The sequence below is a fragment of the Bradyrhizobium sp. I1.14.4 genome, assembly GCF_050435825.1.
Lineage (GTDB): Bacteria > Pseudomonadota > Alphaproteobacteria > Rhizobiales > Xanthobacteraceae > Bradyrhizobium.
Map to the genome: position 1 here is coordinate 127,044 of NZ_JBNDLA010000017.1, position 14,558 is coordinate 141,601.

Here is a 14,558-nt window from a genome sequence, read left to right on the forward strand (position 1 = left end):
GGGAAGTGCAACGATGGACAAGTTCACCACGCTGGAAGGCGTCGCGGCGCCGCTGAAGATCATCAATGTCGACACCGACATGATCATTCCGAAGCAGTACCTCAAGACCATCAAGCGCACCGGCCTCGGCAAGGGGCTTTTCTCCGAGCAGCGCTACAAGGATGACGGCAGCGAGAACCCCGATTTCGTCCTCAACCAGTCCGCCTATCGCAACGCGAAGGTGCTGGTCGCCGGCGACAATTTCGGCTGCGGCTCGAGCCGCGAGCATGCGCCGTGGGCATTGCTCGACTTCGGCATCCGCTGCGTGATCTCGACCTCGTTCGGCGACATCTTCTACAACAACTGCTTCAAGAACGGCATCCTGCCGATCCGCGTGTCGCAGGAGGACCTCGACAAGCTGTTCGACGATGCCGAGCGTGGCGCCAATGCGACGCTGACCATCGACCTCCCCAATCAGGAGATCCGCGGTCCCGACGGCGGCAAGGTGAAGTTCGAGATCGACCCGTTCCGCAAGCACTGCCTGATCAACGGCCTCGACGACATCGGCCTGACGATGGAGAAGAAGGCGTCAATCGACACCTACGAGACCAAGCTCAAGGAGCGCGCCTGGGCTTGAGACCCGGCGTATCATCACGCCCCGGTGCCTTCAGGCGCCGGGGCTTTTCTTTGCCAGAGTTTCGTTCCGATCGGATCGGAACGAAACTCTAGATTCTAATTTTGACGCGTTTTCTTCACGCGAACCGGTATCCACTTCGCTCGAAAAAGGCTCAAGTTTGCCTCTTCGCAAACCCAGTGATGGCTCACGCGCATGCTGCCTGACATCGTCACCTTCTGGCACGGCTCAATGGACACGCTGCGCCGGACCTGCCTGCGCTCGCAGGTGGCGGCTGGGCACAAGGTCACCGTCTACAGCTTCGATCCGATTCCCGGGCTGCCCGATGGCGTCGGCAATGCCGAGGCCGAATCGGTGCTGCCGCATTCGTTCGCGGAGAAGCTGCGTCCGGCCGAGCGCGACGGCTCATGGCGCGACTGGACCATCCTGCAGTTCAGCGACTTCTTCCGCATGCGGCTGATGACGCAGCGTGCCGGGCTCTGGCTCGACGCCGATGTACTGTTGCTGAAGCCTGCCGAGATCGATCCGGCAAAACCGTATTTCGCCTGGGAGCGGCCGCGGCAGCTCGGCAACTCCGTGCTGTATCTGCCGCACAATGATCCGATCGTGCGCGCATTCGAAGCGCTGATGAAGCAGGACGAGCTGACGCCGGACTGGCTGGCGCTGCGTCACCGCCTGACCTTTGCGATGCGCCGGCTGCGCGGCAAATCCAATCGCCTTGCCGACATCCGTATCGCGATCTACGGCCCCGCTGCGCTCACCGCGCTCGCGCGCCGCGAAGGCGAGTTGCAGCACGCGCTTCCGAAGCGATCATTCTACGCCGTACATGCCGAGCCAAAACTGTTCTTCGAACCGTCGGATTTTTCGCGCACCCTTGATGATCCCGAAATTGTCGGCCTGCACATCTCGCCGAAGGGACGCGGCAAGGAGGCGCCGATCCCGGGCAGCCTCTATGCTTGGGCAGCGGAGAAGTTTGGGCGCTGATGATCACCTTCCCCTGCAGGGTAAGGCCATCAGCATATGCGCTCCCTCCACAAACTCGTCATGCCCGGCCTTGTGCCGGGCATCCACGTCTTTGCTTCCCGGAGGAAGACGTGGATGGCCGGGACAAGCCCGGCCATGACGGTGTGGAAAGGCCAGTTGATGCCAAATGCGATTCCCCTGCCTAGAGGAGGAGGGTGAACTAATGTCCCATCGCGGCGATCGCGTCCGCGATCGCGATCGTGCGCCTGGCCATTTCGGCGTGCAGGCGCTCGACCATGCGGCCGTCGAGCTGGATCGCGCCGCGCGCGGCGTTTTCCGGCTTTTCGAATGCGGCGATGATCTTGCGGGCCTCGGCGACCTCGGCCTCGGGCGGCGTGAAGATCGCGTTGCAAGCATCGATGTGGCTCGGGTGGATCAGCGTCTTGCCGTCGAAGCCGAGATCGCGGCCCTGCGCGCACTCCTCGGCAAAGCCGTCGACATTGCCGATATCACCATAGGGGCCGTCGAGGATTTCGAGCCCGTGCGCGCGGGTCGCCAGGATGCAATGCGTGATCATCGGGATCATCGCCGCGCGGCCCGGCTTCATCCGGATCCGCGTCTCACGCGCAATGTCGTTCGGCCCGAACACGAAGCCGGCGAGCCGGGTCTCGGAATCCTTCGATGCCGCGGCAAGCTTGTCGGCATCGAGCACCGCGCGCGCGGTCTCGATCATGGCCCAGACCCGGATCGAGGCAGGGGCGTTGACGTCGCTCAAGCGATCGGCGACGGCGTTGAGATCGTCGACGGTGGAAATCTTGGGAACCAGGATCCCGTCCGGCTGCGCCTTGCCGGCCATGCCGATATCGTCGACCCACCAGGGCGTGTCGAGCGCGTTGATACGGATCAGGACCTCGCGCTTGCCAAAGCCCTTGGCGGCGACCGCCTTGGCGATCTGCTCGCGGGCCACGGCCTTGGCGTCGGGGGCAACGGAATCCTCCAGGTCGAGGATGATGCCGTCCGCCGGCAGTATGCGGGCCTTTTCCAGCGCCCGTGCATTCGATCCCGGCATGAACAACAGGCTACGGCGCGGACGCGTCATGGCTATCTCCTCAAGGCCTTTGGTTCTGCGAAAGTCCAATGCTTAGGCACTGATCGGCCGCGGCTTTCAAGCCCTGCCCCTATCATTTCAGCCCCGACGCCGAAAGTCTTGTTCCGAACATGAGCATGTGATTAGCCAATGGCCATGCAGTCCTTTCCGAAGCAATTGATCGATGGTTATCACGCCTTTGCCACGCAGCGGCTGCCGACCGAGCAGTCGCGTTACCGGGAACTGTCCGAACGCGGTCAGTCCCCTGAGACCATGTTGATCGGCTGCAGCGATTCCCGTGTCTCGCCGGAAGTGATCTTCGACGCCGGCCCGGGCGAATTGTTCGTGGTCCGCAACGTCGCCAATCTGGTTCCCGTCTATCAGCCGGACAGCGGAGCCCATGGCGTCTCGGCGGCGCTGGAATACGCGGTGAGCGTCCTGAAGGTGAAGCACATCGTGGTACTCGGCCACGCCCAGTGCGGCGGCATCCGCGCCTTTGTCGATAAGATCAAGCCGCTCACACCGGGCGACTTCATCGGCAAATGGATGCAGATGTTCATCAAGCCGGGTGAAATCGTCGAACAGCGCGAGCATGAAAGCATGCAGGACTTCGTCGTCCGCATCGAGAAGGCCGCGGTATTCCGCTCGCTCGAGAACCTGATGACCTTCCCGTTCGTGCACGAACGCGTGGAGCGCGGCGAGATGCAGCTGCACGGCGCCTATTTCGGCGTCGCGGAGGGCTCGCTGTTCGTGCTCGACCGGGTCGCGAAGGAATTCATCAGCGTCGCCGATGCCGTGAAGGCCGGTGCGTAGCTATCGGCTACGCCTCGCCGTGATCATTGCCCCAGCGATCGGAGAGCGCAAGCAACAGCGCTGAGATCACGAACACCAGGTGCACGGCGACGAGCCAGGTCATCCGCGTCGCGTCGAAGGCGGCATCGATGTTCAGGAATGCTTCCAGCACGTGGATCGCGGAGATCGCGACGATCGACGCCAGCAGCTTCTGCTTCAACCCGGCAAAATCGATCTTGGTAATCCAGATCGGCCAGTTCGGATTGCCCGACGTGTCGATGCGCGAGACGAAATTCTCGTAGCCCGAAAAGACCACGATCAGAATGAGATTGGCGACCAGCGTGACGTCGATCAGCGCCAACGCATCGAGGATAACTTCCGACGATTTGTAGCCGGACGCATGCAGGACGAACTCCCAGAGCATGCGCCCGAATTTCAGCAGCAGCACGGCAAGCGCCACCACCAGGCCGACATAGAACGGCGCCATCAGCCAGCGGCTGTTGAACAGCACGTATTCGAAGCCGCGCATGATGCGCGGCGTCGGAGGGCTCGATGGGGTGGGAGCCAGCTGTTCCGACATGGTTGCGCCCCCCGTTGGTCCCCGCCTTTAGGCCGCCTTTTTCTTCGCGGTGATCAGCTTGCGGTTGATCAGGACTTCGGCGATCTGGATCGCGTTCAGCGCGGCACCCTTGCGCAGATTGTCCGACACGCACCAGAACGACAGGCCGTTCTCCACGGTCGCATCCTCGCGGATGCGGCTGATATAGGTCGCGTCCTCGCCGGCAGCCTCATACGGCGTGACATAGCCGCCCGGCTCGTGCTTGTCGATCACGAGGCAGCCGGGCGCATTGCGCAGGATGTTGCGCGCCTCGTCCGCCGTGATCGGGTTCGCGAACTCGACGTTCACGGCCTCCGAGTGGCTGACGAACACCGGCACGCGCACGCAGGTCGCGGTCAGCTTGATCTTGGGATCAAGGATCTTCTTGGTCTCCGCCATCATCTTCCACTCTTCCTTGGTGAAGCCGTCTTCCATGAAGACGTCGATCTGGGGAATGACGTTGAAGGCGATGCGCTTGGGAAACTTCTTATTGACCAGCTCGTCATTGGTGTAGACGGCCTTGGTCTGCGAGAACAGCTCGTCCATCGCGTCCTTGCCGGCGCCCGAGACCGATTGATAGGTCGAGACCACGACGCGCGTGATCGTCGCCTTGTCGTGCAGCGGCTTCAGCGCCACCACGAGCTGCGCGGTCGAGCAGTTCGGGTTGGCGATGATGTTCTTCTTGGTGAAGCCGGCGGCCGCATCCGCGTTCACCTCCGGCACGATCAGCGGCACGTCCGGGTCCATGCGCCAGGCCGACGAATTGTCGATCACGACCGCACCGGCGGCGCCGATCTTTGGCGACCATTCCTTGGAGACCGAGCCGCCGGCCGACATCAGGCAGATGTCGACATCGGAGAAATCATAATGCTCGAGCGCCTTCACCTTCAGGGTGCGATCCCCATAGGAGACCTCGACGCCGACGCTGCGGCGCGAGGCCAGCACGACGACCTCGTCGGCGGGGAATTTGCGCTCGTCGAGAATGTTGAGCATTTCGCGCCCGACATTGCCGGTCGCTCCGACCACCGCGACTTTGTAACCCATCGTTCACTCTCCGACGAAAAATGCCCGTTCCCACGCTGACGGCGGAAAGGGAAGAGGCAGCGCTTCTATGCGAGAAACCCCGTCAAGACAACGTTGCGTAGCATTTGAGCGTTTTGATGCGTTTGTTTCGGGCCGATCCGGCCGCGCCCCATCATACGAGAATTCCGTCAGCGCTGACGAGCTTCGTCGACGAGGTGTACGCCACGCTCTCCGGGCTGTTCGCCTATGCCGCCGTGCTCGCGCTGTTCGCCGTCCTCGGCAACTATCTATGGAAGCAGCTGCCGGACGCAACGGCGATGGCGGCCCCCGCCGCCGCGGGCTGGAGCCTGGCCGGCCGCCAGGCACCGGCCTTCGCCATCAGCCGGCTCGATCCGCGAGATAAAACAGAGACTTACGAAATCTTCCGGCACCCCGAGGGCGGCCGCAAGGACGTCTTCCGTTGGACTGACGCCGGTGGCGCACCGGCGGCCGAGCTGGAAATCTACCGCCCCGGCGGCGAGACCATAGGGCCCGCGGCCACCGAGATTGCCGGGCGGTTCGACCCGGGCGGCGTGCGCGAGATCGAGGCCGCCGGCATCGTCGACAGCAAGTTCGGCAGCATCACCCTGCTGCGCGCGGCGCGGCAGGACGGCAGCCGCGCCTGCCTCGGCTTCCTCAAGCAGGCCGATGCGCCTGATCTGCGGATTTCCGGCTGGACCTGCCAGGGCACAAGCCTGCCGGCCCAGCGTGCTGCGCTCGTTTGCATGCTGAACCGCCTGACCCTGCTCGCGGCGGGCAACGACCCGAGGCTCGCCGCGCTGTTCGCGCATGCCGAGCTGCGGCGTGCCGACTGCGTTACCTCCGGCCCGGCCGCCCTGTCGGCCGACTGGGTGATGGGCAGCGAGAACCCGCTCCTGCGCGGTGCCTTTTGATGGCGAGACCGTGGCAAGGTACTGGTTTTCATGAAACTTTTGCGCTTGGACACGCATTATGTCGGCCGGTGTGGCGCAATTGACCTAGTGACGGCCCTGCCACCATGGCTACAATGTGTTCCGAGTGATTTTGGCGGACGCGCCAGCCCCGATGGGGCCGTAATGACGAGGATGCGATGACCTTGAAATTCCCTGCCGCGAACAAGCTCGTGGTGTTGCTTGCCGTGGCTGCCGTCACCGCAACCGCGTTTGGCATGACCGCGGCCAGCGCGCAGCAGAGCCCGAGCAAGCGCAAGCAGCAAGAGCAGTATGACCGCGACGGCCGCCGATATTACGGCCAGCGGGGTCCGAACCGCGTCTATCAGCAGGGTCCGCGCACGCGGGTTTACGTCACCACGCGCTCGTGGCTCGACGCCGGCACCGAAGTGTTGCCGGGCGACCGCAAGTTCAACGACTACGCGTATCCGCCGGATGTCGGCTATCCCTCGTTCGCGCGCGAGAACAACAACCGCCCGATCGATCGCCAGCCGCTCAGCCCGCCGGCCGATCTCGGCGGCTATCCGCGGACCTTCCCGCTGTACTGAGAATTTCGGCGAACAGCCGATACGAAAATGCCCGGCTCCGGCCGGGCATTTTGCATTTTGGCTTCTGCCATTCCAGGCGATGCGGCGCATGCCCAGGCGTGACGAAGCAGTCTTATGCGTGCAGCTTCTGCAATTCCTTCAGGATCGCCTCGCCCATCTGCGTCGTGCTGGCTGGCGTGGTCCCTTCCGACTTGATGTCTGCGGTACGCAAGCCACTGGCGAGCACGGCCGCGATCGCGGCATCGACCTTGTCGGCGAGATCGCCCATGTCGAAGGAATAGCGCAGCGCCATCCCGAACGACGAGATCATCGCGATCGGGTTGGCGAGGCCCTTGCCCGCAATATCGGGCGCAGAGCCGTGCACCGGTTCGAACAGCGAGCGCCGCTTCCTGGTCTTGGCATCGACTTCGCCGAGCGAGGCCGACGGTAGCATGCCGAGCGAGCCGGTCAGCATCGCCGCGATGTCGGACAGCATGTCGCCGAACAAATTGTCTGTCACGATGACGTCGAACTGCTTCGGCGCCTTCACCAGGTTCATGCCACCGGAATCGGCGAGCTGATGCTCCAGCGTGACGTCCTTGTATTCGCGCGCATGCACCGCCGTCATGACCTCGTTCCAGAGCACGCCCGACTTCATGACGTTGCGCTTCTCCATCGACGTCACCTTGTTGCGGCGCTTGCGCGCCAGGTCGAAGGCGACGCGGCCGATGCGCTCGATCTCGTAGGTGTCGTAGACCTGGGTGTCGATCGCGCGCTTCTGGCCGTTGCCGAGATCGGTGATGGTCTTCGGCTCGCCGAAATAGACCCCGCCGGTGAGCTCGCGCACGATCATGATGTCGAGGCCCTCGACCGCCTCGCGCTTGAGGCTCGAGGCATCCGCCAGCGCCGGGTAGCACACCGCTGGGCGCAAATTGGCGAACAGGCCGAGATCCTTGCGCAGCCGCAGCAGGCCGGCCTCGGGGCGGACCTCGTAAGGCACGCTGTCCCACTTCGGGCCGCCGACCGCGCCGAAGATCACGGCATCGGCCGCAACGGCCTTGGCCATGTCGCCCTCGGAGATCGACACCTTGTGCGCGTCATAGGCGGAGCCGCCGACCAGGCCCTGCTCGGTCTCGAACTTCGCGATGCCCTGCGCATTCAGCCAGTCAATCACGCGCTGCACCTCGGCCATCACTTCGGGGCCGATGCCGTCGCCGGGGAGAAGCAGCAGTTTATGGGTCGCCATGGTGTTACCTCGAGATACCTGTTTGTTGTCATTGCCGGGCTTGACCCGGCAATCCATCCCGCTTCGAAAAAATCTCGGAAGATGGATGGATGCCCGGGTCAAGCCCGGGCATGACGAGCGAAGAAAATCCGGCCGGAGTGCTAAAACGCCCGGGCCGGATTGGCAAGGCACCCCGGATCGGCCCAGAATGGCCCCAACGAGCAACCCGCGCCCCAAGAAACCAAGAAGAAGCCAACAAGACGGACCTCATGACTGCAGCCATTGTCTACGCCTTCGCCTCGGCGATTTTCCTCGGCGCCGGGGTCGTGCTGGCACAGCTTGGCCTGCGCACCGTCGAGCCGCTGTCGGGCGCAGCGATCAGCGTGCCCTCCTTCACGCTGCTGTTCCTGTTGCTGTCGCCGCTGATCCTGCATGGCGAGCCGGTGGTCTGGCGCGCGCTGCCGATCTTCATGGCGATCGGCCTGTTCTTCCCGGCCTCGCTGACGCTCTTGACCTTCGCGTCGAACCGGGCGCTCGGGCCGGTGATCACCTCGACGCTGGGCAATCTTGCGCCGCTGTTTGCGGTCACCGCCGCCGTGGTGCTGCTGCACGAGCCGCTGCAGCCGCAGCAGCTCTTGGGCCTCGTCGTCGCGGTCGCGGGGGCTGCTGTTATCACCGTGACCCGGCCGCGCGACCTCGGTCACTGGCGCAGCTGGGCCCTGCTGCTGCCGCTCGCCAGCGCGCTGGTGCGCGGCATCGTGCCGCCGATCGCCAAGCTCGGGCTGGCGATCTGGCCGAGCCCGCTATGGGCCTGCCTGGTCGGCTATGTCATGTCCTCGCTGGTGGTGCTGACCGTGCAGCGGATCCGCAAGGGCAGCTTCATGGTGCAGGCGCCGCGCGAGGGCCGCTTCTGGTTCGCACTGACCGGGCTCAGCAACGGGCTCAGCGCGCTCAGCCTGTTCGCCGCGGTCCGCAACGGCCCGATCACGCTGGTGGCGCCGCTCGCCGCGATCTACCCGCTGGTCACCGTGGCGATGAGCGCGATGATGCTCAAGCATGTCGAGATCACCGCGCGGATCGTCGCCGGAACCCTGCTGACCGTCGCCGGCGTCGCGCTGGTCCTGATCGCCTGATTGCCCGATACGCAAGACAGTGTTGCTGCCTCCGGCGCTGGGCAGGACCGCCGCGGCCTGCCACAATGGCTGTATTGCCGGAGTGAATTGTGAGAGCCCCCACCCCGTCCTACCCGCATCCCGCGCGACTGATCCTTATTCTATCGCTCGCTCCGACGGTCGGCCTCGGCATCGGCCGTTTTGCCTATTCGCTGGTGCTGCCCGACATGCGTGACTCGCTGGCCTGGTCGTATTCGGCCGCCGGCTTCATGAACACGATCAATGCCGCCGGCTACCTGGTCGGGGCGCTGTTCGCCTCGCGCCTGATCCAGCGGTTCGGGCTAGCCACATCGGTGCGCTGGTCGACGCTGGCCTGCGCGCTGTCGCTGGCGCTTTGCGCCATCTCGGGCAATTTCGCGGTGCTGAGCTTTGCCCGCCTGCTGGTCGGCTTCGCCGCCGCGATCGGCTTTGTCGGCGGCGGCGCGCTCGCGGCAACGATCGCGCAGTCGCGACCGGAACGCGCGAACTTCCTGCTCAGCCTGTTCTATGCCGGGCCGGGTGTCGGCATCCTGGCATCCGGCCTGATCGCGCCTTTCGTGCTGCAGGGCTTTGGCGCCGGCTCATGGTGGATCGTGTGGTGGGCGATGACCTTGCTTTCCGCGATCATGACCGTGCCGCTGTGGCTGGCGCCATTCCATGGCCATGCCGCCGCCGGCGGCATCGTGCGGACCAAATTCGCCGTCATGCCGGTCCTGATCTACCTCGCCGCCTATTTCCTGTTCGGCGCCGGTTACATCGCCTACATGACCTTCATGATCGCTTATATCCGCGACGGCGGCGGAGGCGCGATGGCACAGAGCGCGTTCTGGAGCCTGATCGGCCTCAGCGCCTTCGTCACGCCATGGGTGTGGCGGCGGGTGCTGGCGCTCGACCGCGGCGGGCTCGCGACCACCATCATCCTCGGCGTCAACGCGCTCGGCGCCAGCCTGCCGATCTTCGGGCACGCGCCACTGTTGCTCGCGATCTCGGCACTGGTGTTCGGCGTCGCGTTCTTCGCGGTGGTGGGATCTACCACCGCCTTCGTGCGCCTGAACTATCCGCCGCAAACCTGGCCGACTGCGATTGCCGTGTTGACCATCGCCTTCGGTATCGGCCAGACGCTCGGCCCGATTGTGGTCGGCGCCATCACCGACGCCGCCGGCAATCTCTCATTTGCGCTGAACGTCTCGGCCGCGCTGCTCGCGCTCGGCGCGCTGCTGTCGGCTTTTCAGCGGAAGGTCGGGCCTTAATCCTCCGTCGTCCCTGCGAAAGCAGGGGACCCATACTCCGCGGCCCGCGGAAGTGGCACACGGGTCGACGCCTCCCGCAACCACAACGATTTGTGGTTATGGCTCCCGGCTTTCGCCGGGACGATGGCTAACTCCCGCTGAACGAATTGTAGCCCTGGTCTTCCCAGTAGCCGCCCTTGTAGTCGTTGGTGACTTCCATCGAGAGCACGTATTTCGGGTTCTTGAAGCCGAGCTTGGTCGGCACCCGGATCTTCATCGGAAAGCCGTAGGCGCGCGGCAGGATCTCGTCGGCGAATTTGAACGTCATCTGGGTCTGCGGATGCAGTGCCGTGCGCATGTCGAGCGGCGAGTTGTAGCCGTCCTTGTCGGCACACTGGAACCAGACATAGTTGGCACGCATGTCGGCGCCAATGATCTTGAGGAAATCGCGCAGGGGCGTGCCGGTCCAGCTGCCGATCGCACTCCAGCCCTCGACGCAGATGTGGCGCGTCACCTGCTTGACCTGCGGAAGCTTGTACAATTCGTCCAGCGTCCACGGCCTCTTGTTCTCGACCAGCCCGCGCACCTCGAGCTTCCAGTCCGCGCCTGCGATCTCCGGCGCATCGTCGAGATCATAATAGGCATTGAACGGGAACGGCTTGGTGATCATGCTCTCGGGAAACGTTGGCGCGAGCGCATCCGGATTGAACACCCAGGCCTGCACCGCGTCGTTGAACTTCGAGACCTGCTTCAGCAATTCCTCCGCCGACGACGAATCGACCACGTCGCAGCCGGTCAGCAGCGTCAGCGCACCCAGGCCGGTGCCCGCCGTGACGAAACGGCGGCGCGTCAGCTCCGGCATCGTCTTCACCGCGTCGCGGACGAGCAGCTTCTTGTCGACACCGGGGATCAGGAGCTTGCGGAGACGACCCATGACAACCTCTTAAGACTCTTATTTTTGGGCATGATCAATTCCGAAAACCGGTTCCCACTTTTCGGGATCATGCCCTAACGGCCGATGATCATGGCGCGCAGGCTCTTCGGCACCAGCAGTGCGAGCGCGACGTGGATCACCAGGAAGGCGACGATCAGCGCCATGCAGGTGAAGTGGACATAGCGGGCGAAGTCGTAGCCGCCGAACAACGAGACCAGCCAATGCAGTTGCACCGGCTTCCACATCGACAGGCCGGACAGCACGATGACGACGCCGACGATGATGATGCCGGCATACAGCAGCCTCTGCACCGAATTGTACTTGCTGAGATCGTCATGCGACAGCTTGAAGGTCAGCGCAGCCTTGGTGTCGGCAATCACGCCGCCAGGGGTGATTGGCAGCAGCTTCTTGCGGAAGCGGCCGGTAGCGAAGCCAAGGGCCAGATAAAGCAGACCATTGACCATCAACAGCCACATCGCGGCGAAGTGCCAGAGCAGCGCACCGCCGAGCCAGCCGCCAAGCGTGATGCTGTGCGAGAACGTGAAGCCAAACAGCGGCGAGGCGTTGTAGATCTGCCAGCCGGACATGATCATCAGGATCATCGCGAATGCGTTGGTCCAGTGCACGATCCGCACCCAGACCGGCTGGATCGCCTTCGCCGGCGTGGCGGTCTCGGCCTGGTGGTCGCTGACGGCAAGGCTCGTCATGGAACATCTCTGCTCGTGGTCGTTACCGGGTTATACGCCCGGAACCGGCGTTTCGTTACGGGGTCGCGCGCTATCAGTTTGATATAGGCTACCTTTCGCGGTCACAAAAATGCGAGCCGGGGCGGGGCTCCGGCTCGCTATTTCGTAAGGCGCTCAGGGACCAGATCGGCCCGTCGGGTGCTACGTCGCCGGCATCAGCACGGTGTCAACCACATGGATGACGCCGTTGGACTGGTTGACGTTGGAGATCGTCACCATCGAGGTGCCGCCCTTGGCATCGACGATCCAGACCTTGCCGTCCTGCTTCTTGACGGTCAGTTCCTCGCCCTCGGCGGTCTTCAGCATCTTGCCGTCGGTGAGGTCGGAGGCCTCGAGCTTGCCCGGCACCACGTGGTAGGTGAGGATCTTGGTCAGCGTCGCCTTGTTCTCGGGTTTCACGAGGCTGTCGACGGTTCCGGCCGGCAGCTTGCCGAACGCGGCGTTGGTCGGCGCAAACACCGTGAACGGGCCCTTGCCTTCCAGCGTGCTGACCAAGCCTGCGGCCTTCACCGCCGCGACGAGGGTAGTGTGATCCTTCGAATTGACGGCGTTCTGGACGATGTTCTTGGACGGGAACATCGCGGCGCCGCCGACCATCACGGTCTTCTCCTCGGCGCGGACCGGCGCCACGACGGTGGCACTGATCGCGAGGGCGCTGAAGGCGGCGGCAGCGAGATAGGCAATACGCTTCGACATGGTTTTCGTCTCCCAATGAGGTATGCAGCCGGCGAAGCTTCGCCGGCGATGAAGGGGCAACAACGGCGCGTGTTGATTGATGAGAGCGGCGTCGTCAGCCTGAGCTACGGGAGGTTTTCGGTCTGGTTTCCGGAAATAACTCTTTGTGATTCCTGAAACCGTCTGGAGCGCGTTTCGTATGCGCGGCGATTTGCGCATCCCGCCAACCATTCCATTCAGCGGAATGGACGGGTGCGCTGCCGCGAGTAATTTGCTTGCCGCCACTCCTTGATTGGTTCAGCCTGAGATTGCGGCACGGCTTCGCAGAAAGCGGCAGCGGGGAGGCATCATCTCATGAGCAGCATCACGGCGGATGGGCATTCCGCGCCTGCGGTGAGCGAAGCAGGTAGCGACGTCGGCCCACTCGAGCAAAAACACCTGCAATACGCCAACTACCGCGCCGTCGCCGGCAGCATCGAGCTCACCAAAACGCATTGGCACATCGCCACCGCCAATGCGCTCGGCTGGGGCTTTGACGGCATGGACGGCGTGATCTTCGCGCTGATCTCGCCGATGGTAATCAAGGAGTTTGCGCTAAGCCTGCCGGAATACCGCTCCGGCATGCAGATCGCGCTGTTCGTCGGCATCGCCGGGCTGTATTTCTGGCCGTGGCTTGCCGACCGCTACGGTCGGCGCACGCTGCTCGCCGTCAACATCGCGCTGTTCTCGCTCTTGATGCCGGTCGCGGCGCTGTCGCCGACCTTTGCGGTCTTCGTGATCGCGCGCTCGCTGTTGTTCTTCGCGCTCAACGGCGAATGGTCGCTCGGCTCGATGCTGGTGGCGGAGACCTGGCCGGCCCGGCTGCGCGGGCGGGTGATCAGCATCACGCGGTCGGCGTGGTGCCTTGGCGCCACGCTCGCGGGCGCGATCACCGGGCTGGTCGCCGCCGATTTCGGCTGGCGTATCGCCGTGATGGTGCCCGGCGTGATCGCGCTGCTCGCGATCTATATCCGCTCCACCTGCCCGGAATCGCCCTATTGGGTGCGTGCGCAGGATCGCAAGCGGCGCATCTCGGACACGCTGGCCCGCGGTGGCACGGTCAGCGACGAGGACGGCGCCTGGTTCGGCAAGGCCAAGTCGGTCGGCATCCGCCAGGTGTTCATGCCCGACGTGCTGCCTTCGACATTGGTCGCGCTGTTCGTGGCCTGCGCAAGCACCTGCATCTACGGCACCGTCGGCGCCTGGATGCCGCTTTATTTGTCGACCGAGAAGCATTGGTCGACGACCGAATACAGCCTGTTCTACGTGTTCTATGGCCTGTGCGGCTTCCTCGGACTGTGCATGGTCGGCTGGCTGATCGACAAGATCGGTCGCCGCCGTACCTTCATCATCACCCTGATCGAGGGCGCGATCTTCATGACGCTCTGGGTCTATTCCGAGGACCGCGTGCTGCTGTGGGCGTTCGGGCTTCTCTGGTGTCTCGGCTTCCTCGGCTTCTGGGGCCCGAGCACGACGCTGACCGCGGAAATCTTCCCGACCCGCATCCGCGGCGCCGCCAACGGCGTGGTCTGGGCGATCGCCTATTTCGTCGGCTTCGTGCTGTTTCCCTTCGTCTCGATCGCACTCCAGCAGCACACCGGCTCGTTCGCGCTGTCGTTCCTCTGCATCCCCGTGCTGATGATCGCGATGGCGGTCGGCGTCTTCCTGTTCGTGCCGGAGCATTCCGGCAAGGAGCTGAACGAGATCATCGAGTGAGGCGAAGCGTGGTCACTAATCCGGACTGCGGATGGATGGCACACTGTCGTCCCGGCCAAGCCAACGGTCGGCGCGAAGCGCCGCCCGATGACAGGCTCCGCGCGAGCCGGGATCCATAACCACGAATGGCCGTCATCAGGCGTCGCTGGAGCCACGGCGCGCTCAATAATCCAACCCTGTGGTTGATGGGGTGGACGGCCCCCTACGGCATCAGTTGTGCCAGAATGAGGTTGTTGCAAATCTCAGACAAGGGAGCCGTCCGTGAGAGAGAT

At 63.9% G+C, this 14,558-nt stretch carries 15 protein-coding genes; 8 read left to right on the top strand and 7 right to left on the bottom strand.

Going from position 1 to position 14,558, the window contains the following annotated elements; genetic code table 11:
- Window positions 1–13 precede the first annotated feature (13 nt).
- Entirely contained in the window at window positions 14–616 is a 603-nt protein-coding gene (gene leuD, locus ABIB78_RS27650) for a 3-isopropylmalate dehydratase small subunit (RefSeq protein WP_429030034.1), read from the top strand.
- A 192-nt stretch (window positions 617–808) separates the two neighbouring features.
- A complete protein-coding gene (locus ABIB78_RS27655; RefSeq protein WP_429030036.1) occupies window positions 809–1,597 on the top strand; it encodes a hypothetical protein in 789 nt (262 codons plus the stop codon).
- A 199-nt stretch (window positions 1,598–1,796) separates the two neighbouring features.
- Here ABIB78_RS27655 and ABIB78_RS27660 read toward each other — a convergent pair whose 3' ends face one another.
- On the bottom strand, window positions 1,797–2,675 hold the full coding sequence (locus ABIB78_RS27660; RefSeq protein ID WP_429030038.1) for an HpcH/HpaI aldolase/citrate lyase family protein: 879 nt from the start codon (window positions 2,673–2,675) through the stop codon (window positions 1,797–1,799).
- 144 nt (window positions 2,676–2,819) lie between these two features.
- Here ABIB78_RS27660 and ABIB78_RS27665 point away from each other — a divergent pair, with 144 nt between their 5' ends.
- On the top strand, window positions 2,820–3,476 hold the full coding sequence (locus tag ABIB78_RS27665; RefSeq protein WP_429030073.1) for a carbonic anhydrase: 657 nt from the start codon (window positions 2,820–2,822) through the stop codon (window positions 3,474–3,476).
- A 7-nt stretch (window positions 3,477–3,483) separates the two neighbouring features.
- Here the strand turns inward: ABIB78_RS27665 and ABIB78_RS27670 are convergent, their stop codons facing one another.
- Window positions 3,484–4,035, bottom strand: a complete 552-nt coding sequence (locus tag ABIB78_RS27670; protein ID WP_429030041.1) for a TIGR00645 family protein — start codon at window positions 4,033–4,035, stop codon at window positions 3,484–3,486.
- 27 nt (window positions 4,036–4,062) lie between these two features.
- Entirely contained in the window at window positions 4,063–5,097 is a 1,035-nt protein-coding gene (locus ABIB78_RS27675) for an aspartate-semialdehyde dehydrogenase (RefSeq protein ID WP_429030043.1), read from the bottom strand.
- Between the two features lie 116 nt (window positions 5,098–5,213).
- On the opposite strand from ABIB78_RS27675, the gene ABIB78_RS27680 reads away from it, so the two are divergent.
- Both ABIB78_RS27680 and ABIB78_RS27685 read left to right on the top strand, forming a co-directional pair.
- Window positions 5,214–6,008: a hypothetical protein gene (locus tag ABIB78_RS27680; RefSeq protein ID WP_429030045.1), complete on the top strand. Its 795-nt coding sequence runs from the start codon at window positions 5,214–5,216 to the stop codon at window positions 6,006–6,008.
- Window positions 6,009–6,184: 176 nt separating this feature from the next.
- On the top strand, window positions 6,185–6,592 hold the full coding sequence (locus ABIB78_RS27685) for a hypothetical protein (RefSeq protein WP_429030046.1): 408 nt from the start codon (window positions 6,185–6,187) through the stop codon (window positions 6,590–6,592).
- A 112-nt stretch (window positions 6,593–6,704) separates the two neighbouring features.
- Here ABIB78_RS27685 and leuB read toward each other — a convergent pair whose 3' ends face one another.
- A complete protein-coding gene (gene leuB / locus ABIB78_RS27690; RefSeq protein ID WP_429030048.1) occupies window positions 6,705–7,817 on the bottom strand; it encodes a 3-isopropylmalate dehydrogenase in 1,113 nt (370 codons plus the stop codon).
- Window positions 7,818–8,065: 248 nt separating this feature from the next.
- Between leuB and ABIB78_RS27695 the strand changes: the two genes are divergently transcribed.
- Window positions 8,066–8,929 (top strand): EamA family transporter, encoded by an 864-nt coding sequence (locus ABIB78_RS27695; protein ID WP_429030050.1) that lies wholly within the window; start codon window positions 8,066–8,068, stop codon window positions 8,927–8,929.
- 89 nt (window positions 8,930–9,018) lie between these two features.
- On the top strand, window positions 9,019–10,197 hold the full coding sequence (locus ABIB78_RS27700; RefSeq protein WP_429030052.1) for a YbfB/YjiJ family MFS transporter: 1,179 nt from the start codon (window positions 9,019–9,021) through the stop codon (window positions 10,195–10,197).
- A gap of 127 nt (window positions 10,198–10,324) precedes the next feature.
- Here ABIB78_RS27700 and ABIB78_RS27705 read toward each other — a convergent pair whose 3' ends face one another.
- The 3 genes from ABIB78_RS27705 to ABIB78_RS27715 form a co-directional block, all read right to left on the bottom strand.
- The gene (locus tag ABIB78_RS27705; protein WP_429030054.1) at window positions 10,325–11,110 is read right to left on the bottom strand and encodes a molybdopterin-dependent oxidoreductase; all 786 of its coding nucleotides are present in this window, start codon (window positions 11,108–11,110) and stop codon (window positions 10,325–10,327) included.
- A 74-nt stretch (window positions 11,111–11,184) separates the two neighbouring features.
- Window positions 11,185–11,817 carry a cytochrome b/b6 domain-containing protein gene (locus ABIB78_RS27710; protein ID WP_429030057.1) on the bottom strand — a complete coding sequence of 211 codons (633 nt, stop codon included), beginning with the start codon at window positions 11,815–11,817 and terminating at the stop codon, window positions 11,185–11,187.
- A 180-nt stretch (window positions 11,818–11,997) separates the two neighbouring features.
- Window positions 11,998–12,552: a fasciclin domain-containing protein gene (locus ABIB78_RS27715; RefSeq protein WP_429030059.1), complete on the bottom strand. Its 555-nt coding sequence runs from the start codon at window positions 12,550–12,552 to the stop codon at window positions 11,998–12,000.
- Between the two features lie 333 nt (window positions 12,553–12,885).
- Between ABIB78_RS27715 and ABIB78_RS27720 the strand changes: the two genes are divergently transcribed.
- Window positions 12,886–14,286: an MFS transporter gene (locus tag ABIB78_RS27720; RefSeq protein WP_429030061.1), complete on the top strand. Its 1,401-nt coding sequence runs from the start codon at window positions 12,886–12,888 to the stop codon at window positions 14,284–14,286.
- The last annotated feature ends 272 nt before the right edge of the window (window positions 14,287–14,558 follow it).

Excerpts from the sequence above, each read along its gene's own strand:
- leuD (WP_429030034.1), top strand. The coding sequence starts at position 14 with ATGGACAAGTTCACCACGCTGGAAGGCGTCGCGGCGCCGCTGAAGATC.
- ABIB78_RS27655 (WP_429030036.1), top strand. The coding sequence starts at position 809 with ATGCTGCCTGACATCGTCACCTTCTGGCACGGCTCAATGGACACGCTG.
- ABIB78_RS27660 (WP_429030038.1), bottom strand. The coding sequence starts at position 2,675 with ATGACGCGTCCGCGCCGTAGCCTGTTGTTCATGCCGGGATCGAATGCA.
- ABIB78_RS27665 (WP_429030073.1), top strand. The coding sequence starts at position 2,820 with ATGCAGTCCTTTCCGAAGCAATTGATCGATGGTTATCACGCCTTTGCC.
- ABIB78_RS27670 (WP_429030041.1), bottom strand. The coding sequence starts at position 4,035 with ATGTCGGAACAGCTGGCTCCCACCCCATCGAGCCCTCCGACGCCGCGC.
- ABIB78_RS27675 (WP_429030043.1), bottom strand. The coding sequence starts at position 5,097 with ATGGGTTACAAAGTCGCGGTGGTCGGAGCGACCGGCAATGTCGGGCGC.
- ABIB78_RS27680 (WP_429030045.1), top strand. The coding sequence starts at position 5,214 with ATGCGTTTGTTTCGGGCCGATCCGGCCGCGCCCCATCATACGAGAATT.
- ABIB78_RS27685 (WP_429030046.1), top strand. The coding sequence starts at position 6,185 with ATGACCTTGAAATTCCCTGCCGCGAACAAGCTCGTGGTGTTGCTTGCC.
- leuB (WP_429030048.1), bottom strand. The coding sequence starts at position 7,817 with ATGGCGACCCATAAACTGCTGCTTCTCCCCGGCGACGGCATCGGCCCC.
- ABIB78_RS27695 (WP_429030050.1), top strand. The coding sequence starts at position 8,066 with ATGACTGCAGCCATTGTCTACGCCTTCGCCTCGGCGATTTTCCTCGGC.
- ABIB78_RS27705 (WP_429030054.1), bottom strand. The coding sequence starts at position 11,110 with ATGGGTCGTCTCCGCAAGCTCCTGATCCCCGGTGTCGACAAGAAGCTG.
- ABIB78_RS27710 (WP_429030057.1), bottom strand. The coding sequence starts at position 11,817 with ATGACGAGCCTTGCCGTCAGCGACCACCAGGCCGAGACCGCCACGCCG.
- ABIB78_RS27715 (WP_429030059.1), bottom strand. The coding sequence starts at position 12,552 with ATGTCGAAGCGTATTGCCTATCTCGCTGCCGCCGCCTTCAGCGCCCTC.
- ABIB78_RS27720 (WP_429030061.1), top strand. The coding sequence starts at position 12,886 with ATGAGCAGCATCACGGCGGATGGGCATTCCGCGCCTGCGGTGAGCGAA.